This is a genomic window from Candidatus Amarolinea dominans, assembly GCF_016704685.1.
GTDB lineage: Bacteria > Chloroflexota > Anaerolineae > SSC4 > Amarolineaceae > Amarolinea > Amarolinea dominans.
In genome coordinates this window covers 145,817-172,189 of the sequence record NZ_JADIZS010000017.1, presented here as the reverse complement: position 1 = coordinate 172,189, position 26,373 = coordinate 145,817, and the positions used below count along the sequence as shown (strand labels likewise).

Genomic DNA, 26,373 nt, shown 5'->3' with positions numbered 1-26,373 from the left:
ATGTCGGGACTGCCGGTGACGCAGTTTGCGGTGGGGTTGACGCTGCGCTATCGCGATCCGGCGGCCGGCGATGAGCAAACGCCCTGGCCACCGGGCGCGACGCTGTTCTTCCAGGGTGCAGCCGACGGGCGCTGGGTGGTGTTGCCAACGAGCGTGGATCAGGAGCAAAGACAACTAATCACCACGCTGACGCACTTCACCTTGTTTGCGGCCGGCAACAGCATTGTGCCGGAGCCTGCGCCGGGGATCGAAGGGGTGCAGTCGCAGTTGTACAACGGGGCCTGGACCGTCAGCTACCCGATCGCAGCGCCGCCGGGGCCGGGTGGACTGGCGCCTGGGCTGAGCCTGGACTACAGCAGCCGCAGCCTGGCCGGCGACGGACATCATCAACTGGCCGGGTGGGGCTGGGATATCGGCGGGTTGAGCTACATCTTGCGTAGCCTGGACACGGGCAAGTACACCCTGACCCTCGACGGCATCACCCACGAATTGGAGGAACACGGCGGGATTTTCTACAGCGTGCAGGACCCCTTCCTGAAGATCCGCCGGCCCACCCCTTCCAATCCTGACTATCCGCTGATGGAGTATTTTGAATACAACAATCCCTTCGGGACGATCGATCTGCCCCCACATCCGGGCGTACAATCGAGACAACCTGGTCTGGGAGGTGACGACCGAAAGCGGCATTACCTATCACTTCGAGCCGGCGCTTATGCATGCGCGACTGCAGCGGCGGCGGACGGGAGCTTGGAGGAATGCGGGGTGGTGCATCGCTTCACCAAGTGGGTGTTGACCGAGGTGCGCGACACCACGCCAACGACGCCTAATCGTCTGACGTTCAGCTATGACTATGAAGGCACACGGCAGGCGGAGTCCCAGCCAGCAGACTGTTCGACCCGCAACTCCACCAATGATGAGCTCATCCAGGTGCGTGCGGTGCGGGTGAAGGAGATCAGCTATGGGCCAAACGGCGCCTTCAAGCTGAAGCTGACCTATCAGAACCGGGAGGATCGGGCCGAGCACTTCGACGAGACCGGCTACCAGGTTTTCTGGACACGGAAATACCTGCAGCGGGTGGAGGTAATGGCCAACAACACGCTGCTGCACAAACTGGTGTTGGGCATGACGACGTTCATCAACCCGACGGCGCCGTCGCAGAGCCGGCTGTACTTGAGCACGATCACGCGCTATGGAACCGGCAGCAGTGCGCTACCGCCAACCAGCTACACCTACGGCAGCGGCACGACGGATGGGCACATGGTGACGGTGAACAACGGCTACCAGGGACGGGTGGAGATTACGTACGGCGGTTCGAGCGGCGGAATGGTGGTGCAGCAGGAGTGGTGGCGCGGGGGCGGGAGCGATCCCGACATCGTGACGCAATACGTGTACGACAATAGCAGTTGGGATGATGAGGCGGGCGGGTTCGGTCAGGCGGAGGCCATCCAGGTGGGGAGCGGGGCCTTGATCGGCAGCGGTCAGCCGGACACGCGGCTGAAGCAATGGTTCCACACCACGACCAACCAGCACCGCTGGAAGGGCAGGTTGTACAAGACAGAGACGCGTGCAGGTTCCGGCGGCACTTTGCTGGCGCGCAGCGACCAGACCTGGAATGAGACCAGCGTGGGTACGCCGGGCGGGATGACTTTCGTCTATCCGCAAGACAAGACCGACTATGTGGCGGACCCGAACGGGACGAACCCGCCGCTGCGTTACACCAAAAGCGTCAACACCTACGATGCGGCGTATGGCAATCTGCTGTTGACCCGGCTATACAGCGAGGCCGCGCCAACGATACCATACCGAACGATCAAGCGGGTCTATTCCCCACGCAATGACGGCACGACCTACATCGTCAATCGGGTGGCGGAGGAGAAGCTGTTCGCGGGGAGCGAAAGCGGGACATGCCAGGGGCAGACGCGCACCATCTACGACAACTACAGCGGCTATGCGGCGTACAACCAGGCGCCGACGGCTGGGCAGGTGAAGGAGGTGTGGCAGGCGGGACAGGGGGGAAGCGCCTGTGACGCCAACTGGGTGAAAGCCGCCAGTTATGGGCGTAAGCCGGGGGCGGGGTTCAGCAACCCGGCGACGGAGAAGATCGTCTACACGACGGACCAGGGGCTGTATGTGCAGCGACATTTGCTGCGCGATGACGGCAACGGCGACGCCAGTGCGAGTGCGACCTACCTGGAGGAGCGCACGTTCTACGATGGGTTGGGGCGTGTGCGGCAGGTGCAGAAGGAGTACAGCAGCGGCCAGTGGAGCCTGGTGAGCCAGCGTTACGATGGGTTGGGCCGGGCGGCTGGCGAGCGTCAAGGAGTACCTGGGGCAGGTGGGCAGCGGCACGGTCACGTGCCCGACGCCGGCCTGGAATGCGAATGCGAACGGCCTGACGACCTACGCCTACGACGTGGCGGATCGGCTGGTGCAGATGACCGGGCCGGATGGGGCGGTGACCACGATCACGTACGACCTGTTGGGGCGCAAGATGAGCATGAACGATCCGGACATGGGTGCGTGGAGCTACACGTACGACACGGCCGGGAACCTGGTGGCGCAGACCGATGCGCGGAATGTCACGATAGGGTTTGGCTATGACGGACTGAATCGGCTGACGCAGAAATGGCAGAGCGGCAGCAGCAGCGGGACGGTGTTGGCCGATTACAGCTATGATGCGTTCGATGGGGCCACGCAGTTCGGCAAGGGTCGGCGCACCGGGATGAGGGCATATGTGGGCGGCGATGTCAACAACAGCGCGAGTTGGACATACGACAAGCGCGGCCGGGTGACGGCGGAAACGCACACGATTGATGGGGAGGCGTACACCCTCGGTTACACCTATGATTCGGCGGACCGGGTGCTGCGGGTAGTTTACCCGACCCAGAGTGCGGAGACGGTCAACGTGGCGTACACGACGCAGGGGCTGCCGGGGCGGATGTACAGCAGTGTGGATTATGTGCGCAGTGGGAATGCGGCGTATGATGTGGCCGGAAGGCTGACGCAGTTGAAGCTGGGCAAGCAGAGCACCAACAACAATCCGGTGGTGCAGATGGCGTTCACCTACCATCCCTGGACAGCGAGCGGCGGACTGGGGCGCTTGCAGAAGGTGAAGGCAGGAACGTCGGCGGATGCCAGCAGTTTGCAGGACTTGACGTATGGCTACGATACGGCCGGCAATGCGCTGGATCGTGGATGCGCGCAACAACGGTCAGCGGCAGTGCTTCAGCTACGACGGGTTGGATCTGCTGCGCGGCTTCACGGGTGATGCGATTTGCGCGGGCTACGACGATGGGACCGGGAGCTGGGTGTACGATGAGAACTACAGCTACAACAACGCGGGGAACCTGATCAGCAAGACGGGGCAGGGGACGTACGGCTACGGGGTGGCGCAGGCGAGCACCTGCCCGGAAGGGGCGTTGGTGAAGAAGCATGCGGTGGTAAGCACAAGCAACGGCAGCAGTTACTGTTACGATCAGAACGGCAAACATGCGGCGGCGCACGATCGGGGGAACACCTACACTGACGTATGATGACGAGAATCGCCTGGTCAGCATCAGCGGGGCGGCGACGGCGAGCTTCGTGTACGATGCGGACGGCGACCGGGTCAAGAGCGTGCTGAACGGGGAGACGGTCACCACGATCGGCAATCTGTACGAGAAGAAGAAGGTGGTTGGCGGCGCAACGACGCACACGAAATACTACTATTTCAACGGTCAGCGGGTGGCCGTGCGCGTGGCGGGGGTGTTGTACTGGCTGTTGCGCGATCACCTGGGCAGCACGACGGTGACGGCCAATGGCGCCAGCGGTGAGCGCACGGCGGAGTTGTGGTACAAGCCGTGGGGTGAGAATCGAGGGACGCCCGTCGGCGCGACGCCGACGCAGCGACGCTTCACCGGGCAGGTGCTGGATGCGAGCATTGGGTTGTATTTCTACAACGCGAGATACTACGACCCTTATCTTAACCGGTGGATCCAACCCGACAGCATTATACCCAATCCTGGCGATCCGCAAAATCTCAATCGCTACTCTTACTGCCGGAATAATCCTCTACGCTTTATCGATCCATCAGGCCACGATCCGCTGGATCAGGCCTGGCAAGAGGAATTTGAGCAGATGCATCATCGTGCGCCGACGGCCGAAGACATTTTGATTCGTCTGTTCTCGATAGCCTTTCCTGGCGAGTGGAATTGGTCAGTCTTCTACGACGCTGACGGTAACTACGTCCAGGGAAACCTGGAGAGCGTATTCCGAGACAACCGACCTGCTAACTGGTCATGGAATGACATGCCAAGCGCGCTGGAACGCTTGACCGGTTGGTACAAAGCTGGCGAAGAGGGTATGTTCACCAGAGACATTGGTAGCCTGTTCGGAGGTCTAGCCAATCGCTTGGAAGCGCCAAACGCTTGGCCGGCGGTCAGCAATGCAGGGAATCCCATACGGACCTGGGTTTATTTTGATCGGCAGGGGTTGCCTGCCTCGTTCATGGGCACCTCAGATGACGATGCGAATGTGCATCATTGGGCTTGGGCGCTGACCATGGGGGCGGAGTACGGCCCGGGCGGCAGTTTGCTCAACACGGGGCGCGAAATCACGCAATTTCATGGCGATTGGCGCAATAGCTGGTCAGATGTCAGCATCGGAAATCGCGGGGCTGCGCTCGGTGTTCGATTCCGTGTCCTGGGGTTGACGGACATCACACACGCATGGAACCTCTTTATGCTGGATCGTTGGTTCTGATGGACGCTGCCAGGAGGCTTGTTATGCAACATATCAGTGTTGCCGGCAGACTGGGAGCAGTGAGTGTCGTGATCTTGTTGGTCACACTGGTAGCTGGATGCTATTCATCGCCGTTGGAGGAGGCGAGAAAACAGGTGTCCGTAGGCACGCTGCGCGACGATGCGATCCGGATTCTGAGCGAAAAGGCCTGGTACCATCAGCCATGCCCCAATCTCGTAGGCGGCAAGCTTGAAACAATCACGGATCTTTTCTTCTTCGGCCGTCATAAGTATGACCAAGCCGACATCGTGATTGTCAAGAGTAAACCTGTCAATGGCGTATTCGTTGTGGGCGATGATCTCGGTAGCTTTGAGCCATACGTCTGGCATGCCGTCTACCGAGACTGTTTGCAGCGTGAACACTTCGAAGATTAGGTTTGTTGGTCTTGCCCTCAAGGCAGGTGGGGGGGGTGAAGTTTGCGTTAAGCGCTTTCGGAGCAGTGCAGTTGCGGCAATTGGAACCTGGGCAGAGCCAGTTTTGACTCTGCCCAGCGCCAACATCGTCGGTGATGACGTTCGCCAGTTTCTGCCGTCTACGCCGGCAGCTTGCCTGAATCACGGCGTTGGTGCGGCACACGTGGGGGGTACGACCGAAGGTGGCGGCGCCAGCGGTGTTGGGGACTGAAGCAGACGGCGCAATTGCGCTACCAGGGTCAGCCGTTCTGCGTCAGGCAGGGCCGGCACGGCCAGGCGCGCGAGCAGCGCCAGCGAGGTCTCCTCGGTGACAACGTCGTTGACTGGCGGGGGTGGGTCGGCTGGGGGCGCTGGAGTCAGATCGAGGCGTTGTTCGACCCGTATCATGGCGGCGAAGTAGTCAGCCGCGACGGTCTGGTCGTGGACGCGCGCGTAGATCAAGGTGGAGTTGAGCCGACGGTGTCCCAGCAGCTTTTGGATCGAGGTGATGCGGCAGCCGGCGTTGAGCAGTTGCGTGGCACAGGTGTGGCGCAGGCGATGGGGGTAGACTTTGATGCCGGTGCGTACGCCAGCAGCCTTGATGCGACTGCGCAGTAAGTCCTTGCAGACCGGTTGGTTGCGGTAGAGAAAGACGTGGTTGGTTGGCCCCATACCGCGCCCGGCCAGATAGGCTTGGAGCGCCTGCACGGTGATATCAGTGAGATAGACGGTGCGATCCTGCTGCCCCTTGCCCCGGCGGACGGTGAGTTGGCGGGCAGTCAGATTGAGATCGTCGAGGCGCAGTTCTTCGACCTCACCCAGGCGCAGCCCGCCCTGCCACATGAGGTAGAAGGCGGCGCGATCAAGCAGGGCATCGCGGTGCTGATGCGATAGCTTGGCCTGAGCGACGCGTTGCTCGCAGTCAGCGCGCAAACGACGCACCTCATCGTCGGTCAAGAAACGGGGGAGGCTATCCGGTTCCTTGAGATAGCGCAGGCGCAGCAACGCCTGCGGCACCCGGTGATCGTTGTCTTGCAGGAAGAGCACAAAGGCGTGCAAGGCGCGCAGGTCTTGGTTGATGCTTTTGGCGGCATAACCGGCAGCCAAGCGGTGATCCACATAGTCCAGGATGTATTGGCGTTTGACATCCGTTAACTGGGTCACGGCATGGTGTTCGCACAGCCAGCGCCAGAGACGGAGGTGGCCGCTCCAGAAGCGTCGGATGTTGTCTTCCAGCCGAGCGGGGCGCCAGTTGGCTTGACGGAGGTGTTGATAACGCGTCAGTTCGGACACAAGCCACTGCGGTAGACCGGCGGTATGTAGGGTCACCTCAAACGGGTGGGCCTTGCTTTCGAGTTGACCCCGCTCATGACGTAGGAAGCGGCGAAACTTGGCCAGGGCGTTACGACACATGTCGGTCCATTCGGCACTCAGTTGTTTGGCTTGGATGTAGGCGAGCGCCTTGGCCAGGTCGGTGTCCAGGTCGAGTTGGCTATGTGGCTTAAGATTGAGGCCCAAGACGTGACCGGCCATGGGGATGTAGAGGATTCTGATAACGGGCAGACTAGCGCCGCCACTGAGCAGCCACGCCTGATAGCGTTCCAGGAATGCAATGTTCTCGGTTGGCCAGGCGGCCGTGGGCTGGGGCCGCGGCACAGCAGGCGGCATACGTTGATCGTGGCCGTAGTGCAGGGCCTGGTCGTAGCGTTGGGCAACTAAATGATCGGGAATGCGTTTAGGGTTCATGATGCGCCTCCCGCAGGCGCGGTGTCAGCCCAATTCTCGATTTGTGCGCAGGCGGCATTGTAGTCGGCTTGCACCTGACGATCATTGGCAGCCACGTAGATCTGCGTGGTTTCCAGCCAGGCGTGGCCAAGCAGTTTCTGGATGGTAGTCACCGGCACGTCAGCGTTGAGCAGGTCGTTGGCGAAGGTGTGGCGCAAACGGTGGGCGGTGAGGGTGACACCGGCTTGTGTACGGTAGGCGAGCAAACGCAGATGGATGGCCGTAGTGGAGAGACCCTGGCCTTGGTAGCTGACGAAGAGGGCGTCGCAGGTGACGTGCGGGCGCACGGCCAGATAGGTACGTACAGCCTGTTCAGCCTGCGGCGAAAGGTAGGCCGTGCGATCCTTGCTGCCTTTGCCGTGAATTATCATGCGGGGCAGCGTTTCGTCCAGAAAGAGGTCTGTGAGTCGCAGCGTCGCGACCTCCGAGATGCGCAGGCCACAGCGTAGCATGAGGAGAAACATCGCCCGATCGCGCGGGTCAGTGATAACGGCGAAGAATTTGCGGATGGCATCTTGCTGAACGGGTCGTGGCAGGCGCTGTGGCTCGCGTAACCCATGCCGGTGCGGCAATACGGGGCAGACCAACGTGGTGTCTTCGTCAGCAAGAAATGTGTAGAAAGCAGTGATGGCAGCCAGGCGGCGGTTGATTGTGCTGGGTTGACACCCTTGGCTGGCCTGTTGCCTCACGAAGCGGTCAATATCCCGCAACGTGACGGCGGCCGGTAGCAGGTCGCCGACGAGGTCTGCAAACTGTCGCAAATCGCCACGGTAATCCCGCCAGGTGCGCGCATCAGGGTTGCGACGCCGCACCCAATTGACGAAGCATTCGATCTCGGTTAGCATAACGGTACCTCCTGTGGAATGAGATGGGTGTGATTGGAATCCCCACCCATTCTACTCCCAGGAGGCGCACATGTGCCCCAGCAGTGAACGGCTGCCGGTTAAGATAAGTGATCGGCGCTGGGAAGGTTCACTCAGGCCGATACGCTGGTCCCGAATGCAGGAAATCCGCAAAATCTGAACAGATACAGCTATGCCCTGAATAATTCTGTCAGGTTTAGCGACCCCAGCGGACACGCAGCGGTATGTGGCACAAGCGTAGATGGTGGTTGTGGTACCACGCCTCCCAGATCATCAAGGCCGGTGATAGTGCCGTTGCCGGCTCCAACACCACCGCTAGGTACGCCAACGCCAGGGCAAGTCACTGCCAATCAGGGAGGGACAGCGAATTCCTGGAGTTGGGACGCCTTGTTTTCACCAGACACGATGGTCACTTTATACAAAAGGGGGGAGGGAGACATTCGCGATTATGCGTTTGGGTTCGTGAATACCAGGGAAGGATACTCAATCTACAAGGTTGTTGGCAGGAATGGTCAGGAATACTGGGTGGCGGCCGGTTCTGCTGCCGCATTGCGCAGAATTGGACTCAATCCCGGAGTGGCAAATAGCTCACGTGCCATGAACGCAATACGGACTGCGGGGCGAGGCGGCGATGGCCCTTTTCTCCTCGCTGGGGCTCTTGCGTCTGTTGGACCAAATCTGATTGCACATGCCAATCACGGCGATTTCTGGAGTTGGGAGACGGCTACCGATTTGATTGTTGATGGAGCCGGATGGCTTGTCTCTGACCTTGGTGGAGCAGCGATTGGAGTTGGAGCTCAGGTTGCTGCGCCCTGGGCGCCTGGGGTTGCAGTCATTTTGGGCGAAGTGGGGGGTTCCATAGGTCTCAGCCTGGCGTGGGATAATTGGATTGCTCCAGGTGCGAGAGCCCTGGTTCGATATCATTTGCCACATTGAGGTTGATTCATGGCGTACGCTTTGAGAACTGAAACCAAGAGGGTGCGATGCATCAACTAATCCAACGATTCATTGACCCACGACATGCGCGTTTCTCCGCATTATTCATGGGTATCATTAGCGGAATTTTCATGATTCCGATGGGACTTTCGCTGTTTGCTACTGCACCAACGATCGGTATAGTGCTTCCAACATGGATTTGGCTACTCTCTGTGATTGGAATTCCATTTGTTGGCATATTGTTGCATTTCAGCACACGACGACTTGTCCACATCAAGTGCTTCTTTGTCGTTCTCATGGTTCTTCTGAGCCTTACTTATGGTACCGTTGCTTGGTACGTTCTCACGTGGGGTATGGTCGACAGTTTTTCAATGATTGTGGGTTTGGGATGCTTGTAGTTTTGTCTGTCGTAGGTCTACAAACATACGAGATCACTCTCAAATCTCCTGAACGCGAGAAAATGCCGCACGAAATCATCGGATCCTTGATCAAACAACGGGAGTGATTGATCTTTCCACTGAGGCTTTTTCAGTGCAAACTCGCGCGAAGAATATAAAGAGATCAACAACACTTGCTCTGAGACTGGCACCTCTTGTCGGAGGAATTTCCTTGCTAATTGTACGATCTTTGCCTGTCACTGGCGATTTGATTCTGTTACTGGTTGTCGCTTTTGTGTTTACCACTATTGGTGCGATAGGCGCTGGAAGCAATTTGAGCTATATTGTGGCATCGCGACGCTGGGAACAAGAGCATGGCAAACCGATACTTGTCAAGAAAAACATGACTTCGTCATGATGCTCTTTGCTGTGAACTGATTACCAGATAGCGCCCGAAATCGGTGATGATCACGCGGCTATTACGGACGGAAGTTGCTCAATCAGTCGGGATTTCGGCCACGAATTGCCACGAAAAGCCCCTGGAATTCGTGTCATTCGTGGCTGATTCTGCCCTGCAACGGCAACATGACCGGGCGCACGGTGGGCGGCGTGACCTACACCCTGGTCTACGATGCGGAGAACCGCTTGCAGCAGGTGAAGCAGGGAAGCACGGCGCCTCTGGCTACACCTATGACGCGGACGGCAACCGGGTCAAGGAGACCATCAGCGGTACCTGTATACTTTCGTGGAATTCGTGTCATTCGTGGCAAAAAACGCCGCTGGGACCGGCGGGCAGCGTGTTGCCTTACCGGAGCGCCTGATAGAAAAGGATCCAACGCCAAGACGCCACGGCAGTCACTTCACCCTTTGCGTCTTGGCGTGAAATTTGAGGCCTATTGCGACCGGCATGCATCGCCGGGATTCGCTCATGCCGCGCCTTCGGCCCTGAGCTGCTCGATCTGTTCATCCGCATAGCCCAGGCTGCGCAGCACCTCGACCGTATGTTGGCCCAGGCTGGGCGGCGGCAGGCGATAGCTGACTGGGGTTTCGCTCAGATGCACCGGGTTGCCCACCGAACGCACCGGCCCAACTACTGGATGTTCTTGCTCTACGATCATGCCACGCGCCACCACCTGCGGGTCGTTGAGGGCTTCCATCCACCTCGTTGATGGGGCCGCAGGGAATGTCCGCGGCGCAGCCGTTCCAGCCAGAAGCTGGCGTCTTGCGTGGCAAACACCTCGGCCAGCAGTGGAATCAAGTCGGCGCGGTGCTGCAGGCGATCCGAGTTCGTGCGGAAACGGGGTCCTGGCCGACCGTCTGTTCGATTGCAAGCGTCTGGCAAAAGCGCTGCCACAGGCGTTCGCTGCCCACGGCCACCACCATGTGCTTGTCGCGCGCACGGAAGGACTGATAGGGGACGATCGTCGCATGGGTGTTGCCAATTTTGCTGGGCCGCTGACCGGTGGCGAAGTAGGCCCGGCGACGTGCGTCAACCAGGAGACCTGGCCGTCGAGCAGGGCCATGTCCACCAGTTGACCGCGGCCGGTCTGTTCGCGCACCCGCAGCGCGGAGAGGATGCCGATGACGCTGTAGACGCCGCAGGTCGCATCACTCAGGGGGATGGGATAGCGCATCGGGCCTGAGCCTGGCTCGCCCGTCAGCGCCATGAGACCCGAACGCGCCTGCGCCACCACGTCATAGCCGCCCTGGCCGGCTTCGGGGCCGGTCAAGCCGAATCCACTGACGGCGCAGTAGACCAGGCGCGGGTTGATGGCCCACAGCGTGTCAGGGTCTGTGGCCAGCTTGCGCAGCGATTCCAGGCTGGGCTGGTTGACCACGAACACGTCGGCTGTGCGCACCAGTTGATGCAAAACAGCCTGCGCGGCGGGGTGTTTGAGGTTGAGGGTCATACTGCGCTTGTTGCGATTGGTGCTCAGGAAATAGGCGCTTTCCGTTCCCACATAGGGCGGCGCCCAGCCGCGTGACATATCACCGCTGCCAGGGCGCTCGATCTTCAGGACGTCCGCGCCCAGGTCTCCGAGCATCATGGCGCACAGGGGGCCGGCCAGCGCCTCGGTCATGTCGAGAACCTGGATGCCTTGCAGGACAGAGGCTTGTTCCACGAGAATCTCCTTACTCTGAGGGGGGTGGGGCAAGCCGGCGGCTTGCGTTACGATCGGGGTGGGGCAAGCCGGCGGCTTGCGTTACGATCGGCGCGCCGGCTCGAAGCGGCTGTGCGCGGGGTCAGGATGTTTTGATAGGCCGCGAGGTTGCGGTCGCGCAAGTGATCGAAGATCATGGGGCTGGGCGTGCCATAAGTGATGAACTTGATCGGGTCGGGGTCCAGCTCGGCGAAGGCGACCTCTTCGGTGCCGCGGGCCTGCGCCAGCTTGTGCGCAATCGGGCTGACGATCATGCTGTGGCCGAAATAGTAGTTGCCTCCGGCGTCGGGGCCGACGGCATTGCACGACACCATGTAGACGTGATTATCGTAGGCGCGCGCGCGGTTGGTGAGTTCCCAGATTTCGAACGAGCGCAGCAGCGCGTGGGGCGCACGATGACCTCCGCGCCCATGATCGCCTCAGCGCGGTAGAGTTCGGGAAAGCCGCCATCGTAGCAGATGGTGATGCCAATGGCGGCCAGGGGCGTTTGGATCACCACCGGCTCATGGCCGGGCGTTGACCAGCCGTTGCTGCAGCCGCGCCGGGCGCAGCCGGCCCGTTGATCCGTTCCGTGGGGAAAAGATGAGTCTTGCGGTAAATACCGAGCACGTCGCCGTTTGGCCCCAGCAGCGCGCCGAGTTGTAGACGACGCCCCGCTGCGGGCCGCGCTCATACGAGGGCAGCACCACGTAAGCGCCAACCGCCTGTGCGGCCTTTTGGATCGGCTCCGAGAGACGACCGGGAATTTCATCCATGGCGTCCCAGAGTTCAAGCGGGCCTACGGTGGGGACGAAGCCGGTTGTCACCGTTTCGGGCAACACGATCAGTTGGGCGCCGGTTTGATCCGCGGCGCTGGACCCAAGCGCCGGGCTTAGCGATATTGGCCGTGGCATCCATCGGCGTGATGGCAAATTGCGCGCAGGCAGCCGTAAAACGTTGCATCATTCCTCCTACATGCTTTGGGGGCGGTTCCCGAGTTCGTGCAGCCGTTCCACCACGGCCAACGGCGCGTCCTCCAAGATGTGGATATGGCGATCTTCCCAGACCGCCTGCGCTGCCATTGACAGGCCAGGCGCCACGGCATAGGCAGCAGGCGTCAGCGCGCCGAAACGGCCCAGGGTGTTGGCCCACAGTTGCTTGAACGTGGGATCGGTCAGGTCTTGCCCCAGAATCAGCAGATGATGCTCCTCCAGAATGGCGCGCACACGGTCGAGCAGCGCCTTTTTCGCCGCATTCTCCCACAGTTGCAAGTGGTCATTTTCCGTTACCACCAGGGTGTCTGGCTGAGCCACCCAGCCGTAGAGTTGAATCAGGCTGACGGCGCGCGGCGTGCGCAAGGCCACCTGGCCGGCCTGCACCAAGTGATCGAAGGGCGGCTGCCGGCGCGCAAGGCACGCGCCAGCAGGTCATCGTAGGCGGTGGCGATGAAATGGCTCACCGGCAAACTCGCCAGCAAGGCGTGCCACGACTGCGGGCCGTGGTCGGCGGCGCCCAACGTCCGCTGCAGGAAATCGGTGAATTCCCATCGCTGCCCGCGGCGGGCCAGGCGCTGCGCCACCTCAGCCAGGGGCAGACCGGTCGCCAGACCGTAGCGTTGCGCCAGGTCAGCGGCCAACGCCTGGCATGTGGGCACGCCGGTCAGGGTTTGCGGAACATCGCCGCCGACCCACAGGGGCCAGGCTGCCGTCGGCCAGATGTTCGGCCAGGTCGGAAAACCACAGGAATGCACTCATGGCGCCTGCGCTCCCAACTGCCCGCCGAGCCAGCCAGGTTCCACAACCGCGGTCAGTGCAATGAACCCCAGAAAGAGCAGCAGAGCCGTGACGAAAAAGCCGTCACTGAAACGCCGTCCGAGCCGTTGGGCCAGGAGTCCGCCGGTGAACATGAGCAGATGCAGGAGCAGCAGCGTCACCATGCTGCTGGCAAAACAAAAGATCAGAATGAGGGCAAAATCAACCGCTTCAACCACGCCTAGATTAGGAATGTCCTCTGGGCGAAAGCTCTTGAGCCAGAAAATGGCATTGAGCAGACCAAATGCGGCGCCTATCGCGACCGTAGGCCACGATCAACGCGCTGCGTTGACGGCGCGCCACGGCGGTCGCAAACCAATCGGTCAGGGTCGCCCCCGCCAGGCCGATGATCAGCATGACGGCCACATAGCGGGTTTGACTGCTGATGCTGGGCGCGACATTGAGCAGGGGTAGTCCAAAGCCGAGCACGGCCGCGGCCAGGAGGATGGCCCACCAGCCGCGTTCGGTCGCCAGCCGTGCGCCGCGCGCGATACGACTCACCGCACGCAAGGCCAGCGGCGCATTCGAACTGGCGGCCTGGGTCAGCATCACCTGCGCCAGTTCGCTGTGGAAATCGGCCATCGTGGGGTAGCGGGCCCTCCGGCTGCGGCTGGCGCGCCTTCTCGATCACCAGGTCGAAGGCGTCGTCGAGTCCGGGGTGCAGCTTCACTGGCGGGGACAAAGGCGCCCTGGCTGGGATTGCGCAGGGTGAGCATTTCGTAGAGCACGGTCGCGGCGGCGTAGACATCGGAGCGCACGTCGGGCAGCCGTCCTTCCACCTGTTCCGGCGCCATGTAGTCCACCGTGCCGCTGACCAGGTTGGTGGTGGACTGCTGACCGGGCGCCAGGGAGCGGGCCAGGCCAAAATCAATCAGCTTGACCTGATCGTCCGCCAGGAAGATGTTGGAGGGCTTGAGGTCGCGGTGGACGATGCCGCGTGCATGGGTGTAGGTCAGCGCGGCGCATACCTGGCCGATGAGCCGGTAGGCGCGGTCAAGCGACACTGGTTGATTGTCAGATTTGGCGTTGCGCAACGCCTCCTTGAGCGTTTCTCCGGCCAGAAAGGGCATGACGATGTAGTAGTTGCCCCGGTACTCACCGAAATCGAGCAGCTTGACGATGCCGGGGTGATCGAGTGTACGCAGGGTGTTGGCCTCACGCCGAAAACCGGCCAGCAGCCGCTCGGTCTGCGCCTGCGACCGCTGTAAAACCTTGACCGCGACCGGCTGCTGTTGCTCCGTGTCCCAGGCTTTGTAAACCACGCCGACGCCGCCGATGCCCTGGATGGCCTCGATGCGGTAGCGCGGCGGTAAGATGGCGAGGTTCGGCTGCAGTGTCACCGCACGTTGGTAAGCCTCCAGGCTGGCCGGTAAGTCGCCGAGCGCCAGGTAGACATAATGCAAATTGTGATGTGCTTCGGCCAAATCAGGCGCGGCGGCCAGCGCCTGTTGGTAATAGGCGGCCGCGCGCTTGTAGTTCTGCCGGGCGTACTCCAGGTTGCCGCTGCGCAGCCAGGTCGCGGCCGAGGATTGCGCCGGGTCGAAGGCGCGCGCCAGGCGCTCATAAGCTGCGCGCATGGCCTGGATGTCGCGCAGTTGCTCTTCGCTGAGCAGTGGCACATCGGTCTGGTCAACCAACGTGGCGATGCCGATCTGGTTCATGATGTTATCGAGCGCCGCACCCTGCCGTGTCAGCTCATCCACGGTCAGGCGCGGTGCATCGGACATCTGCGCCGGTTCAACCAGGTCAAATGGCTGGCCGCGCAGGGCAGCCACAGCCTCTGCCAGCTCGCGCAGGAACGCGCCCGGCTCCTGGGTGATGACCGCAATGCCGTTGGTCTCGAACGCGGCGATGTCATCCTCACGGCCCAGCGACTGCACGGCGAAGGCGGGCGGGGTGAATTCCCGTTGTGAGAGGCGAATGGCCTCGTACAGGCGCACGAAGAGGTCGCCAGGCGCCGGCGCGTAGCCGATCAGGAGCAGGGGGCGTTCACGCAGGGCCACTTTGAGGCGATCGAGCAGGCCCTGGAACTTAGGCCGACTGAGGACCTCGGCCTGATCGGTTTGGGTGATGACCAGGTCGCCGGGGTCGTCGAACGTGGTCAGGTTGCCATAAGGCTGGTAGAGTAAGACGCGTGACTCATCCACCGCGGCCTGCATGGCGGGGCGTAGCAGGTCGAAAGGCACGCGCTGCTCACGCAGCGCCTCTGCCAGCAGGGAATCCCAGCCGCCGCTGATGATGACCCGAAAGGGCAGCCGGGCGATGTCACGATGCAGCGGCAGCGGGCGCAGCGTCGGCGCGTGGATGCGCGCGCGCAGGAATTGGATCAACGCCTGGCGTCCGCGGCGCTCTTCGAAGACCTGCGCCATCTGCGGAAATGAGACGTAACGGCCGCGGTAGGCCACGGCCGTCGCCATTTCATCCGCCAACTGACCGCTGGTGGGCAGGCCCTGGAAACGGCTGTCCGATTCGCCGCTGTCCGGGCCGACGAACAGCACGCAGCGCCCTTCGCTCACATAGCGCGCGACCCGTTCGATGAACGCGGCGTGCTCAGTTGTTTCTAAGGCGGGGGCATTCGCGCGCTCTGAAAAGGCAGATTTGTCGTCCAAAGACCCTCACAAGCAAATTGACAGCCGCAACTTCGGATTCCTGGTCGGCCGGCGGATCACTGTTGACCGGCGCACCCAGCAAGGGCACATTGCGCACGTCAGGCAGGTAGTATTTGACCGCGGGCGAGAGGCGCAGCTCGACGCGCGACAGCGTGATCGGCTGGCCGTCGTTGGTTCCGACCTGCGGATCGCTGGCGAACAGGATGTCATACATCAGGTAGGCGTCGGCGGGCAGCGACGGCGCGGGTTTCGTCAGTTCCGCATCCCGGTAGACCTCTTCGATCGTTTCGGTGAAGACCACGGCGACGCCGATCAGGCCGGCCTGGGCGATTTCTGTCAGCGGCGCACGGGCCGGGGCCGCCAGTGGCGCCTTGCCGCTCTTCAGCGGGTCATATTCAGGCGGCGGCTTCGCATCCAGGCCGTCCCTATTGATCGGCGCCACCAGGATGGACGGTTCGCACGCCTCGAACTTGCCTTCTGCGACGGCTTGGGCGCAGCGCTCCAGGTTGTTGACCCCTTCGATGTCGAACATACCCCGCTCGATGGCGAACAGTTCCGGCGAGGCGCCCAGCCCAACGGCCGCTTCCGCCAGCACGTTTTGGAACTCCACGGGCAGCGGGGTGCGCTGGCGGCCGCAGACCTGCAAGGCGTCCCATGCCAGGCACATCTGCTCACTGCTGATGAAGGCGAAGGGCTGCGCCATGACCAGATCGCTCTTGAAGGTGCGCAGATCGGCCTGCGCCTTGGGCCCGCCCGCCTGGCCGAAGAAGTTGAGCAGCTTGCCGTTGGGGCCAAGCGCCAGGACGTAGACCCCCGGCGCCAGGTAATCGGACGGCAGATCGGCCGCCGCCGGGGTGACGTAGAGCACGCCCAGCACCTGGTTGTCGAGCGCGCCGCTGAGCGCCATGTCCACGCTGCGCAGGGCCTCGGGGATGATGAACACGTTGAGCAGATAGATGGCGCCCCGGCCAGGCTCCGCGTAAACGGTCGTGCGCTCCCGCGCCCAAGCGCCGTCCAACTTCAATTTTCTGTCTTTGGCGATCTGCTGCGCCTGCTCGATGACCTCGTCCGGCAGCAGGATGGGCGGGAGTGCGAGCGGCGTAACGGCATCGGGCGGCGCCGGCGTGGGCGTGTCGGTTGGCCGTGCAACCGTAGGCGACACCCGCGTGGGGATGTCGGTGGGAGCAAGGGTCGGGGTTTCAAGCGAACAGGCTGTCAGCAACACAGCGGTCAGCGCGACGAACAACAGAGAGATCAACCACCGTCCGGGGTGGGAGAAAAGACTGCGTTGAATCATGAGCTTCCTCCTTCGTGACAATAGGTATCCGTCTTTTCCTTGAGCCGCCTCAGCAGGCGATACTCGCCAATCCAATCAGCATAATCAAGCGATTCTTCGAACTCGTCGTCTTCATAACGCTGCACGAACTCTGCACTCGTCATTCTATGCAGACCCTCGAAGTGTTTTAGCCGACGCTCGGTTTGCCAAATGGCATCTTCGAGAATTGGCCTCATTGGTTTTCGCCCCAAAGATCTTCCAGGCGTCTGCGACCAGCGTCAAGCGCCTGGCGCTCCAAGAAGCGTTTGATAGTCGGCCAGGCCACGCGTTGGATCATCTGGGGCATCGGGGTGGTTTCCGCATCGGTGAAGTAGGTCAAAGCGCGGATCGCACTGACGGCAAAGGTGCGCACTCGCGCGTACTTCACTGATGCAACTTCGAATAACTGCTCAAGCGGTACTTGCTGCAAGATGAAATAGAGGTCAATGTAGTCCTTACGCGTGCCGCGCGACATAATAGCGGCGAGTTTCATGGCGCCGATCTCTTCGATGGTGGCAATTGGCACACCGTCGAGCAAATACGGCGTCTGCGCCAGCGGGTAGAGTGCCAGGCGAAAGAAGCTAACGCCAACTCCGCGCCAGTTCGCCACAAAGGTCATGTCTTTATCAAAGCTGATGGTGAGAGTGGGATCGTCAAAAGCCGCGCGCAGCACCGCCCGTTCATCAGGTCCAACCGCATCAGGAGCGGATGTGAAAAAATCGAGATCAACTGAAAAGCGATGGCCCAGGTAGAGCGCCAAACCGGTGCCGCCGGCCAGGTAGAATCGCTCGATGAAGGGCAGCCCGGCCGCTATCTTGAAGGCATGTCGGGTTTCTGGCGTCAACGCCTGCCAATAAGGCGCTAGAAGGGCCATACTTGTCTGGCCTCCTGGGCAAAAGGTCGGTGACGCCAACGTCGCAGATCCAGCAGTTTGCGCCAGTAGGTGAACGTCGCGGCCGAAAGCATACGCTCGCCGTGCAGGCGGACGAACTCACGGATGCGTGTGCGGCCATAAACGGTCATCAGCCAGCGAATTTCCTCCCAGGTGCCGTGTTCGAGCGTACGTTGAACGATCAGATCGGCATCCTGCTCGTAGTTGAGTTGACGCGGATCATACTCCTGGAAGTACGGCCACAACCCACTCGGAATGCTGGCGTCCATAATGACGTTCTCCCATGCTCCAATGCTACGTCTGTCAGATGACGGAGTCTGCTTGACATTCGATAGACACAGTGTACCCGGCAGCAGGCGCTACGTCAAGTGCGTTGGCTTGCCTTCGAACGCGCCCCCTCGCGCCCCCCCGCCCCCCCCCGCCCCCCTCCTCGCCCCCTCGCCCCCTCGCGCCCCCTCGCGCCCCCTCGCGCCCCCTCGCGCCCCCTCGCGCCCCCTCGCGATCGAAAGCCATCCGCCGTCTGGCGCGATCCGCGGTGACTCTGCGGCCCCGCCTCCGTCAAATGAGATCAAATGAGATGACCGATCACCGTTCTGAGTTCGAAAAACCGCTGGGAGGCCCACCATGCATCATTTGTACGAAACAGCCGGCACCTTGACCCTGATGGGGTCAGGGGAAATGACGACGACGATGGTTCATGTTCACCGGCACATCATGGATGGTATCAAGGGCACGGTGGCGCCGGTTTTCATTGATACACCGGCCAACTTCGAGTTGAATGTGGACAGCATCTCGCAGCGCGCCGTGGAATACTTTGCCACCCACTTTGGCCTGACTCTGGACACCATCTCGTTTCCAACCGCCCACTATCCGACCCCCATCGAGATGGAAGCGGTGCTGCGCAAGCTGCGCCGGGCCAACTACCTGTTTGCCGGGCCGGGCAGCCCCACCTACGCGGTGCGCTCCTGGCGCAATACGGCCGTCTTCGAAACGATGGCCGGCAAGCTGGCCTTCGGCAGCCACCTGGTGCTGGCCAGCGCCGCGGTCACCGCCATGGGGCGTTTCACCCTGCCGGTCTACGAAATCTACAAGGTCGGTCTCGAGCTGCACTGGACCGACGGGCTGGACCTGCTGGGCCGTTACGGGCTGGACTTGGCCGTCGTCCCGCACTGGAACAACAGCAGCGGCGAGACCCATGACACCTCGCGCTGTTTCATGGGCGAGGCGCGTCTGCGCAAGCTCGAGCAGATGCTGCCGCCCACCCTCGTGATCCTGGGCATTGACGAATTCACCGCCTGCGTCATGGAGCCGGCCGGCCAGTGCTGCCGCGTCTTCGGCCAGGGCGCAGTCACTATCCGCACCCTGGACGGTGCGGCCGATCGGGTCTTCAGAAGCGGCGAAACCTTCTCCTTCGACGAGCTGCGCCACCAGGGCAGCCATCGCCGCCCGGCCGCGGACAGTCTGCCGCCCACGGACCCCTCCGCGATGCTCTACCACCAAACCAGCGAAGTTGCCAGCGTCTTTCGTCACGCGTTGATCGAAGAGCGCAACCCGGCCAGCGCGGTGGGCTATCTTCATGCCCTGCAGGAGGCAATTCAAACCGGCAGGCGCAGCAGCCTGCATGAAGCCGTCTTGCCTGAGATCGAGCGGTTGGTGCGTGAGATGCTGGCGCTGCTGGCTATCTGGCTGGAAGGGGCCAATCAGCGCGGTTTCGCGGCCGCGCCGTTGATCTCAGACCTGGTGACGCTGCGTCAGACGCTGCGCAAGGACAGCCAGTGGGCGCTGGCCGACCAGGTTCGCACCATGCTGGATGGCCACAACGTCGTCGTGGAAGACTCTCGCGACGGCAGCAGTTGGCGCTGGGCGCAGTGAGCGACCGGCGACTCAGCGCCGCAGATGGGCCGCAAAGAAAGCCCAGCTTCGTTCGATGAAAAGGTCATCGCTGCGACCGCTGAAGATGTGCCCCTGGCCCGCGTAAGTGAAGCATTCCACCGTTTTGCCCAACTGCTGCAAACGCTCGCACAGGTCCGCGGCGATGGGCAGGGGAATGCCGGCATCCTCCCCGCCGTGGTGAATGCTGACCGCGCTCTGCACGCGTTCCAAATGAAAGAGCGGCGAAATCTCATGCACGATCTCCGGCGGCGTATGGTATTCCACCGCACCCCGCTTACCGCCGCTGGCCCGATAGACATAATCGAAATTGCGCTGCTCGTCCCCGCTCAACGCGGCGTAGAGCAGCGTGGCCTGCACAACCGGGCTGATGGTCATCACCCGCAGGGCCAATCCACCGCCCAGGCTGTGACCCCACAGCCCGATGCGCTGCGGATCGGCCGCGGTCAGCAGCCCCGGCTGCCCGCCCTGCGCCTGGACGATCGCAATCAGGTTCAGGATGTCCGCGGTCATGCCGGTACGGAACACATCCGGCCCCTCGTCCGAAGGCGGAAAATTGCGCAGATTGGGATGGATGACGATATACCCGGCGCGCGCCAGGGCATCGGCGTAGCGCGTGGTGTAGCTCAGGATGCCGTACTGCGACGGCTCGACATAACCATGAAGGGCGATGATGACCGGGAATGGCCCCGGCCCCGGCGGCACGTTGATGAAGCCGTAGATGGTCAGCCCATCGCTCGGATAGGTGATGAGGGCGCGTAAAACCGGTCGGCGTGTCCACCTGGCCGCGATCGGTCAACGTTCCGCCGCCGTAAGCGCGGCCGGCCATCTCAGCAATCGTCCAGCCGGTGGCCTGGCCGGGCGTCAGGACGGCCGGCGGCGCGCTGGTTGACGTTGGCGAGGGGATGGCCGTTGGCGTCTCCGTGGCGCTGGCGGTGGGACTGGGCGTGGCGGTCGGCGCAGGCGTTGCCGTGGCGCTGGCAGTCGGTGTGGGAACGGCCGTCGCTGTGAACGACGCCGGCGCAGGCGCAAGGATGATCTCCACGGTCGCGGCTGCGCCGGTCGGCGTCATTTGGTTGGCCTGGCGCGCGTTGGCCGCGGCGCCGCCATCCGGCTGGCATGCCGCCAGGCCTCCCGCGACAGCCATCAGCGCGATGAGCCAGGCGAAACCTTTACTCAGTCTTGGCGACTGCCCTACTCCGGCCCCACGGGCCAGCACGCGCCGGTGTCTCATTCCGCGCATTCGCGATCGAGGTAGTAGAGCCATTCGGCCAGCTCATGAGGCGCCAGAAGCCCGCCGGCGTCCGCAGCCTGGATGCGGGTGCGCGGCGCGGTATAGCGATCGAGCAGCAGCACCAGGACTCCCGCCCGATCAGCGTTGACATAAGCCGCCAGCCGCTGCTTGACCGCGCCGTCCGGATCGGCCAGGACGATGTGACCGGCGGCGAATTCCTCTGCCCATGTCCGCGCCTGCTCCTCATGAGCCTGCAGCACGGAGATGAGCACCGCGTCCGTTTCGGTCAGCGCGGCGCGGGGACGCCAACTGTTTGGCGTAGCCGGCGCAGACCAGGCAGCGATGGTCATGCGCAAAGAAGATCACCGCCTTGTGGCGTCCGCGCAGGTTGCTCAGACGAAACGGCGTCGCGGGGTGGCCGGCCAGCGCAAAGTCCGGGCAGGGGGGCGGGAGGCGAGTTCGCCGTGATAGTCCAGCCCACGCGGAGGGGTGAAGGAAATCCGGGCCGCGGCCAGCCAATCCTGCAACTGCTCGATGGTCGGTTCGGCCAGGTGTCCCGGCTGCCCGGCCAGGGTCAGCGTGGGGGTGATGCGAAAACCTCCGTTCAACTGCTCCACCAGGCGGGACGCGTCGGCGTCGCGCTCGACGTTGATTTCGATGAATGGCGCACCCAGAACCTGCAAGCGATGGCGCACAAGCGCCGTATCTTCACAGGTAGGCGCACCGTAGAGCGTGAGTGGTTCAACCATGTTCAGCCCTTTCTGCAGCCTTTTCTACAACCCTTTCTACGGCAACAGCCTGGCCGGACTTGAACGCCTGCATACCGCTGCCCACCAGGGCCAGGCCGATCATCCACACCATCTGCTGCAGATGCAGGAGGATGGCAAAGGCGGTGAGCGCGCGGTCGAAGCCGAGCAGGGCCAGCGGCGCCACCAGCGTGGCATGAAAGATGCCCGGCTGCGTCGGCGCGGAGGGCGGGGCCAGGACGAGGGTGCCCAGGGCGAGCGCCCCCCAGGTGGTTGGGGGCAAGCCATCGGCGCCGAGCGCGGCCAGCGTCAACAGGTGAAAGGCGCCAAAGCAGCCCCAGGTGATGAACGACCAGAGCATGGCGGCCGATAAGCGCCTGGAAGTCACGGCCTGCGTGACCCCGGCCAGGACGCCGCCGAGGGCGCGACGGGCGCGCGCCTCGGTAATGCCCGGCAGGCGCGCCAGAAAGACGGGCGCCCGCGCCAGCACCTGCGCTCGATGGCGCAGCGCCCAGGTCATCAGCCCGGCCAGCAGGCTGACGAGCGCCACCGCGCCCATCACAGCCCTGGGCGCCAGTTGCAAGCGCAGTCCCACCAGCAAGGCGCCGCCCAGCGCCAGCAGACGCATCACCTGCTCGATCACGCGCTCCACCACCACGCTGGCGGTGATTTCAGCCAGGGGGCAGGCCAGTCGTGCGCCCCAGCAGCGATGCCGCGCCGCTTCGCCCGCGCGCAGCGGCAGCAGGATGTTGAGCGCATGCCCCACATTGGCCGCCTGAAAAGCCGCGCTGAGACTGGGCTGGCCGGCCAGGAGCACCCGCCAGCGCTGCGCATAGGCCGCCAGCCCGGCAATGAACGCCAGGGAGGCCAGCGCGCCGTAGCGCAGGTCAGCCTGCTGCAAGGCCCGTGCCGCCGCTGGCATGTCCACGAAGCGCGGAAACAGAATCACAATCAGAACGATGACCGCTGTGCTGGCGATCAGTTTGGTGCGTGTAGACATAAACGTAGATTCCTTTGCCTCTTGGTGTGAGAATGGCCAGGCACTTCTCGATGACCCGGGGTGCGGGGCATGGCCTTGCGCCTGCCCGCGTGGGCGACCGCAAGGGTGCGCCCCTACAAATTGAGAATCCAAGCACCGGGCCATTGTCGGCGAAAACGCGCAGAAAGGCAAAAATAGCGCTTCGGTGTTTCCATCTTTAGGCCATCTTTCGGCCTTCTTCAGGCTTTCTTCAGGCTTTTGCCCACCTGTGGTACAATCAGCGTCACCCAGCGCGTTTGCCAATCTTCCCCCGGTCAATTTTCCTCAGGAGGTGCTCTGATGAAGGCAATTTGTCGTGTCAACCCAAATCGTGCGGGATTCAATTTCGGATGGGATGTAACAAACTGACGATGACGCAGAGCCTGACCACCAAATACTTCGTCGCCGTGGCCGGCAACATCGGCGTCGGCAAATCTACCCTCACACGTTTGCTGACCGACCGGTTGGGATGGGAACCCGTCTACGAAGCGGTTGACGAAAATCCGTACCTGTCCGATTTCTACGCGGACATGCGCCGCTGGAGCTTTCATTCACAGGCGTTTTTTCTCTCGCGGCGCTTGCAGCAGCATTTTCACCTCCTGCAATACAGGCAGTCCGTCGTGCAGGACCGCAGCGTCTACGAGGATGCCGAGGTCTTTGCGCGCAACCTGTTCCTGCAAGGGCATCTGAGCGCGCGCGATTGGGAGACCTACTACGCGCTCTTCAGCACGCTCACGCTGCTCTTACAACCGCCGCACTTGGTGGTTTACCTGCGTGCGTCGGTGCCCTCCCTGCTCGATCGCATTGCCCAGCGCGGTCGCGACTACGAGCAAACCATGTCGCCCGATTACCTGGCGCGCCTGAACGATCTTTACGAGCAGTGGGTCGCCGGTTTCACGCTGTGCCCGGTTCTGGTCGTGGAAACCGACAATCTCAACTACGTGCAGCACGAGTCTCATCTGTCGTTGGTGGCCCAACGCATTCAGGATCGCTTGCACGGTAAGGAAACCCTGGTCTTCTAAGACGAGGATCATCATGATGACAAGAACCAGACAGGAGTAGCCAATGATTCCATATCCGGCGTCCGTGCATGAGGCAGAGGGCGCGTTTGTGCTGACAGCGGACACCCAAATCAGGGTGGAACCGCCCACCGCGCCGCTGTTGGCGTTGGGCCATGACCTGGCCGCGCACCTGCGCCCCGCCACTGGCTTTGAACTTCCGGTGGTCACAGGCGCGCCGGCGGCCGGCCAGCTGCGCTTGACCACCGTCGGCGCTGACCCTGCCCTGGGCGCTGAAGGGTATCAACTGATGATCCAGCCGGACGCGGTGACGCTGACGGCGCCGCAACCTGCCGGGTTGCACTGGGGTTTGCAGACCCTGCGCCAGCGCCTGCCCGCGGCCAGCGCGTGGTAACGGTGCAACCGGGGCCGTGGCTGCTGCCCTGCGGCAGTGTGCGCGATCTGCCGCGTTTTGCCTGGCGCGGCTTCATGCTGGACGTGGCGCGCCATTTCTTCGACGTGCCCACCATCAAGCGCATCATTGACCTGCTGGCCCTGCACAAGCTCAACCGGCTGCATCTCCACCTGACCGACGATCAAGGCTGGCGTCTGCACATCGCCCGCTGGCCGGCCCTGACCGCGATCGGCGGCGCCACCGCGGTGGGCGGCGGCCCGGGCGGTTACTACACCCAGGCCGATTACGCAGACATCGTCGCCTATGCGCAGCGCCAGGGCATCATGGTCATCCCAGAGATTGACATGCCCGGCCACACCAACGCCGCGCTGGCCGCAGTCGCCGCGCTCAACGCCGATGGCGCGGCGCCGCCATTGTATACCGGCACGGACGTTGGTTTTAGCTCGCTCAACTGCGACGACGAATGGACGTATCGCTGGCTGGCCGATGTGATTGGCGAGGTAGCGAGCCTAACGCCCGGCCCGTACATCCACATCGGCGGCGACGAGACAGCCGCCACCCCGCCGGCCGCCTACCGACGCTTCATCGAACGGGTGCAGACCCTGGTGCAGGCGTGCGGCAAACAGATGATCGGTTGGGAGGAGATCGCACACGCGCGCCTGCTGCCCTCCACGGTCGTTCAGCACTGGCACAGCGACGACGCGCGCGCGGCGGTGCAGCAAGGCTCGCAGGTTATTCTGTCACCGGCCAGCAGGACTTACCTGGACATGCAGTACACCCCGGCCGCGCCCCTGGGGCTGCACTGGGCCGGCTACGTGGAGATCAAGGACACCTATGAGTGGGATCCGGCCACCTACCTGGCAGGGGTGGCCGAGGACGACATCCTGGGTATCGAAGCGCCGCTTTGGTCCGAAACCCTCACCACCCTGGCCGACATCGAATGGATGGCCTTCCCGCGCCTGGCCGCCCTGGCCGAGATTGCCTGGTCTCCGGCCAACCGCTGCCGTTGGGACGATTTCCGCATACGCCTGGCCGCACACGGCGCGCGCCTGCAGGCGCTTGGCGTCAACTTCTACCGCTCACCGCAGGTTCCCTGGTAACCCGACTCAACCGCACGCTGGAGGCGTCAGACATGACCACCTGGAAGAAAATCATCTATGGCGCTGGCGATTCCGGCTTTTCGCTCACTTCCACCGCCCTGGCGTTGCTCTACCTCGACTTCCTGGTCAGTGTGGTCGGACTTGACCCGCGACTGGCCGGGATTTCCATCGGCCTGGGGCGCATCTGGGACGCCTTCAACGACCTGGTCATCGGCACCCTGAGCGACCGCACCTGTTCCCGCTGGCCGCCGCCGCCCCTACCTCTTGTTCGGCGCTGCCTTTCGGTGTGGCCTTCATCCTGATGTGGGTCGTTCCCGCCATGCCCAGCCAGACCGCACTGCTGATCTACTACACGGCGATGTACATCCTGTTCGACACCTTCTTCACCCTGGTCAATGTGCCCTACATCGCGCTGACGCCCGAATTGGCGCCTGGTTATGACGAACGCACCTCGCTGCACTCCTATCGCATGGCCTTCTCCATCGGCTTCGGTTTGTTGGGCGCGGTGGCTCCCCTGGCCATCGTGGATGCCATCGCGGGAGCGGGCGTCAGCGGCCCGGCCCTTCACAGCGCCTATATGGTGATGGCAACCTTGCTTGGGCTGGCCAGTGTGCTGCCTGTCTGGCTGGTTTTTGCCGTGGTGCGAACGCCCGGAGTTTCAGGACCTGCCCACGCCTGGCCTGGTGGATTCGTTTCGCATGGCAGCCAGCAACAAGGCTTTCCTGATCGTCGCAGGCGTCTATTTGCTGACCTGGATGCCGATTGATCTGATTCAATTCGTCCTCGTCTTTCTCATCCGCGACTATTTCCGGCTGGATGGCGGCGCGCGCGATCTGATCTTTCTGCTCTTGTTTGGGGTGGGGGTGCTGGCGTTGCCCTTGTGGGTATGGATCTCTCACAAGCTGGACAAGCCGCGCGCCTATCAACTGGGCATGGCGTTCCTGGCTGTGGTGCTCCTGGCGCTCAGTTTCATGCCGCCAGGGCGGGCCAACCTGGTCTTTCTCCTGGCCGCGTTGGCCGGCATCGGTGTCTCGGCCGCCCATGCCATCCCGCTGGCGATTCTGCCCGATGT

30 protein-coding genes and 1 pseudogene are annotated in these 26,373 nt (G+C 62.5%); 11 read left to right on the top strand and 20 right to left on the bottom strand.

What is annotated here, in order from left to right; translation table 11 throughout:
* The 5 genes and pseudogenes from IPF85_RS13200 to IPF85_RS13180 form a co-directional block, all read left to right on the top strand.
* A pseudogene (locus tag IPF85_RS13200) lies at positions 1 to 2,580 on the top strand (hypothetical protein); the annotation flags it as partial.
* Complete coding sequence (locus IPF85_RS13195) at positions 2,465 to 3,268, top strand: RHS repeat domain-containing protein (protein WP_343408566.1); 804 nt, start codon at positions 2,465 to 2,467, stop codon at positions 3,266 to 3,268. The pseudogene IPF85_RS13200 and the gene IPF85_RS13195, both read left to right, overlap by 116 nt.
* A complete protein-coding gene (locus IPF85_RS13190; protein WP_343408547.1) occupies positions 3,192 to 3,533 on the top strand; it encodes a hypothetical protein in 342 nt (113 codons plus the stop codon). The genes IPF85_RS13195 and IPF85_RS13190 overlap by 77 nt, the downstream gene beginning before the upstream one ends.
* A gap of 82 nt (positions 3,534 to 3,615) precedes the next feature.
* Positions 3,616 to 4,740 (top strand): RHS repeat-associated core domain-containing protein, encoded by a 1,125-nt coding sequence (locus IPF85_RS13185; RefSeq protein ID WP_343408546.1) that lies wholly within the window; start codon positions 3,616 to 3,618, stop codon positions 4,738 to 4,740.
* 23 nt (positions 4,741 to 4,763) lie between these two features.
* The gene (locus IPF85_RS13180) at positions 4,764 to 5,153 is read left to right on the top strand and encodes a hypothetical protein (protein WP_343408545.1); all 390 of its coding nucleotides are present in this window, start codon (positions 4,764 to 4,766) and stop codon (positions 5,151 to 5,153) included.
* Positions 5,154 to 5,333: 180 nt separating this feature from the next.
* Here IPF85_RS13180 and IPF85_RS13175 read toward each other — a convergent pair whose 3' ends face one another.
* The 15 genes from IPF85_RS13175 to IPF85_RS13105 all read right to left on the bottom strand — a co-directional run bounded on the left by IPF85_RS13175 (position 5,334) and on the right by IPF85_RS13105 (position 18,169).
* Positions 5,334 to 6,917, bottom strand: a complete 1,584-nt coding sequence (locus IPF85_RS13175) for a tyrosine-type recombinase/integrase (RefSeq protein ID WP_343408544.1) — start codon at positions 6,915 to 6,917, stop codon at positions 5,334 to 5,336.
* Positions 6,914 to 7,801, bottom strand: a complete 888-nt coding sequence (locus tag IPF85_RS13170; protein ID WP_343408543.1) for a tyrosine-type recombinase/integrase — start codon at positions 7,799 to 7,801, stop codon at positions 6,914 to 6,916. Before IPF85_RS13170 ends, IPF85_RS13175 begins: the two co-directional genes overlap by 4 nt.
* A gap of 2,257 nt (positions 7,802 to 10,058) precedes the next feature.
* Positions 10,059 to 11,255, bottom strand: a complete 1,197-nt coding sequence (locus IPF85_RS13165) for a CoA transferase (RefSeq protein WP_343408542.1) — start codon at positions 11,253 to 11,255, stop codon at positions 10,059 to 10,061.
* Between the two features lie 47 nt (positions 11,256 to 11,302).
* The gene (locus IPF85_RS13160) at positions 11,303 to 11,608 is read right to left on the bottom strand and encodes a hypothetical protein (RefSeq protein ID WP_343408541.1); all 306 of its coding nucleotides are present in this window, start codon (positions 11,606 to 11,608) and stop codon (positions 11,303 to 11,305) included.
* Complete coding sequence (locus IPF85_RS13155; RefSeq protein ID WP_343408540.1) at positions 11,545 to 11,790, bottom strand: nitrilase-related carbon-nitrogen hydrolase; 246 nt, start codon at positions 11,788 to 11,790, stop codon at positions 11,545 to 11,547. The genes IPF85_RS13160 and IPF85_RS13155 overlap by 64 nt, the downstream gene beginning before the upstream one ends.
* 7 nt (positions 11,791 to 11,797) lie before the next feature.
* Positions 11,798 to 12,187: a nitrilase-related carbon-nitrogen hydrolase gene (locus IPF85_RS13150; protein WP_343408539.1), complete on the bottom strand. Its 390-nt coding sequence runs from the start codon at positions 12,185 to 12,187 to the stop codon at positions 11,798 to 11,800.
* A gap of 57 nt (positions 12,188 to 12,244) precedes the next feature.
* A complete protein-coding gene (locus tag IPF85_RS13145) occupies positions 12,245 to 12,631 on the bottom strand; it encodes an SIR2 family protein (protein ID WP_343408538.1) in 387 nt (128 codons plus the stop codon).
* On the bottom strand, positions 12,604 to 13,023 hold the full coding sequence (locus IPF85_RS13140) for a hypothetical protein (RefSeq protein ID WP_343408537.1): 420 nt from the start codon (positions 13,021 to 13,023) through the stop codon (positions 12,604 to 12,606). Before IPF85_RS13140 ends, IPF85_RS13145 begins: the two co-directional genes overlap by 28 nt.
* A complete protein-coding gene (locus tag IPF85_RS13135) occupies positions 13,024 to 13,263 on the bottom strand; it encodes a hypothetical protein (RefSeq protein ID WP_343408536.1) in 240 nt (79 codons plus the stop codon).
* Positions 13,264 to 13,270: 7 nt separating this feature from the next.
* Entirely contained in the window at positions 13,271 to 13,666 is a 396-nt protein-coding gene (locus IPF85_RS13130) for a hypothetical protein (RefSeq protein WP_343408535.1), read from the bottom strand.
* Positions 13,633 to 15,693 carry a protein kinase gene (locus IPF85_RS13125; protein ID WP_343408534.1) on the bottom strand — a complete coding sequence of 687 codons (2,061 nt, stop codon included), beginning with the start codon at positions 15,691 to 15,693 and terminating at the stop codon, positions 13,633 to 13,635. The genes IPF85_RS13130 and IPF85_RS13125 overlap by 34 nt, the downstream gene beginning before the upstream one ends.
* On the bottom strand, positions 15,635 to 16,990 hold the full coding sequence (locus IPF85_RS13120) for a hypothetical protein (RefSeq protein WP_343408533.1): 1,356 nt from the start codon (positions 16,988 to 16,990) through the stop codon (positions 15,635 to 15,637). Before IPF85_RS13120 ends, IPF85_RS13125 begins: the two co-directional genes overlap by 59 nt.
* Positions 16,987 to 17,205, bottom strand: coding sequence for a hypothetical protein (locus tag IPF85_RS13115; RefSeq protein ID WP_343408532.1), 219 nt, complete (start codon positions 17,203 to 17,205; stop codon positions 16,987 to 16,989). Before IPF85_RS13115 ends, IPF85_RS13120 begins: the two co-directional genes overlap by 4 nt.
* Positions 17,202 to 17,882 carry a nucleotidyl transferase AbiEii/AbiGii toxin family protein gene (locus tag IPF85_RS13110; RefSeq protein WP_343408531.1) on the bottom strand — a complete coding sequence of 227 codons (681 nt, stop codon included), beginning with the start codon at positions 17,880 to 17,882 and terminating at the stop codon, positions 17,202 to 17,204. The genes IPF85_RS13115 and IPF85_RS13110 overlap by 4 nt, the downstream gene beginning before the upstream one ends.
* Complete coding sequence (locus IPF85_RS13105) at positions 17,870 to 18,169, bottom strand: hypothetical protein (protein WP_343408530.1); 300 nt, start codon at positions 18,167 to 18,169, stop codon at positions 17,870 to 17,872. The genes IPF85_RS13110 and IPF85_RS13105 overlap by 13 nt, the downstream gene beginning before the upstream one ends.
* A gap of 355 nt (positions 18,170 to 18,524) precedes the next feature.
* On the opposite strand from IPF85_RS13105, the gene IPF85_RS13100 reads away from it, so the two are divergent.
* Positions 18,525 to 19,772, top strand: a complete 1,248-nt coding sequence (locus IPF85_RS13100) for a hypothetical protein (protein WP_343408529.1) — start codon at positions 18,525 to 18,527, stop codon at positions 19,770 to 19,772.
* A gap of 12 nt (positions 19,773 to 19,784) precedes the next feature.
* On the opposite strand, the gene IPF85_RS13095 is transcribed toward IPF85_RS13100, so the two are convergent.
* From IPF85_RS13095 to IPF85_RS13075, 5 genes are all read right to left on the bottom strand, one after another.
* Positions 19,785 to 20,495 carry an alpha/beta fold hydrolase gene (locus IPF85_RS13095; RefSeq protein ID WP_343408528.1) on the bottom strand — a complete coding sequence of 237 codons (711 nt, stop codon included), beginning with the start codon at positions 20,493 to 20,495 and terminating at the stop codon, positions 19,785 to 19,787.
* Positions 20,496 to 20,620: 125 nt separating this feature from the next.
* Entirely contained in the window at positions 20,621 to 20,911 is a 291-nt protein-coding gene (locus IPF85_RS13090) for a hypothetical protein (RefSeq protein WP_343408527.1), read from the bottom strand.
* Positions 20,912 to 21,020: 109 nt separating this feature from the next.
* The gene (locus IPF85_RS13085) at positions 21,021 to 21,380 is read right to left on the bottom strand and encodes a hypothetical protein (RefSeq protein ID WP_343408526.1); all 360 of its coding nucleotides are present in this window, start codon (positions 21,378 to 21,380) and stop codon (positions 21,021 to 21,023) included.
* A 36-nt stretch (positions 21,381 to 21,416) separates the two neighbouring features.
* Positions 21,417 to 21,773, bottom strand: coding sequence for a glutaredoxin domain-containing protein (locus IPF85_RS13080; protein ID WP_343408525.1), 357 nt, complete (start codon positions 21,771 to 21,773; stop codon positions 21,417 to 21,419).
* Positions 21,766 to 22,770, bottom strand: coding sequence for a lysylphosphatidylglycerol synthase transmembrane domain-containing protein (locus tag IPF85_RS13075; RefSeq protein ID WP_343408524.1), 1,005 nt, complete (start codon positions 22,768 to 22,770; stop codon positions 21,766 to 21,768). Before IPF85_RS13075 ends, IPF85_RS13080 begins: the two co-directional genes overlap by 8 nt.
* Positions 22,771 to 23,138: 368 nt before the next feature.
* Between IPF85_RS13075 and IPF85_RS13070 the strand changes: the two genes are divergently transcribed.
* From IPF85_RS13070 to IPF85_RS13050, 5 genes are read left to right on the top strand one after another with little or no spacing between them, the layout of a single operon-like run.
* Entirely contained in the window at positions 23,139 to 23,810 is a 672-nt protein-coding gene (locus IPF85_RS13070; RefSeq protein ID WP_343408523.1) for a deoxynucleoside kinase, read from the top strand.
* A gap of 43 nt (positions 23,811 to 23,853) precedes the next feature.
* Positions 23,854 to 24,201, top strand: coding sequence for a glycoside hydrolase family 20 zincin-like fold domain-containing protein (locus IPF85_RS13065; RefSeq protein ID WP_343408522.1), 348 nt, complete (start codon positions 23,854 to 23,856; stop codon positions 24,199 to 24,201).
* Positions 24,195 to 25,301 carry a family 20 glycosylhydrolase gene (locus IPF85_RS13060; RefSeq protein WP_343408521.1) on the top strand — a complete coding sequence of 369 codons (1,107 nt, stop codon included), beginning with the start codon at positions 24,195 to 24,197 and terminating at the stop codon, positions 25,299 to 25,301. The genes IPF85_RS13065 and IPF85_RS13060 overlap by 7 nt, the downstream gene beginning before the upstream one ends.
* Positions 25,302 to 25,333: 32 nt before the next feature.
* On the top strand, positions 25,334 to 25,603 hold the full coding sequence (locus tag IPF85_RS13055; protein WP_343408520.1) for an MFS transporter: 270 nt from the start codon (positions 25,334 to 25,336) through the stop codon (positions 25,601 to 25,603).
* Complete coding sequence (locus tag IPF85_RS13050; protein WP_343408519.1) at positions 25,603 to 26,067, top strand: MFS transporter; 465 nt, start codon at positions 25,603 to 25,605, stop codon at positions 26,065 to 26,067. The genes IPF85_RS13055 and IPF85_RS13050 overlap by 1 nt, the downstream gene beginning before the upstream one ends.
* The last annotated feature ends 306 nt before the right edge of the window (positions 26,068 to 26,373 follow it).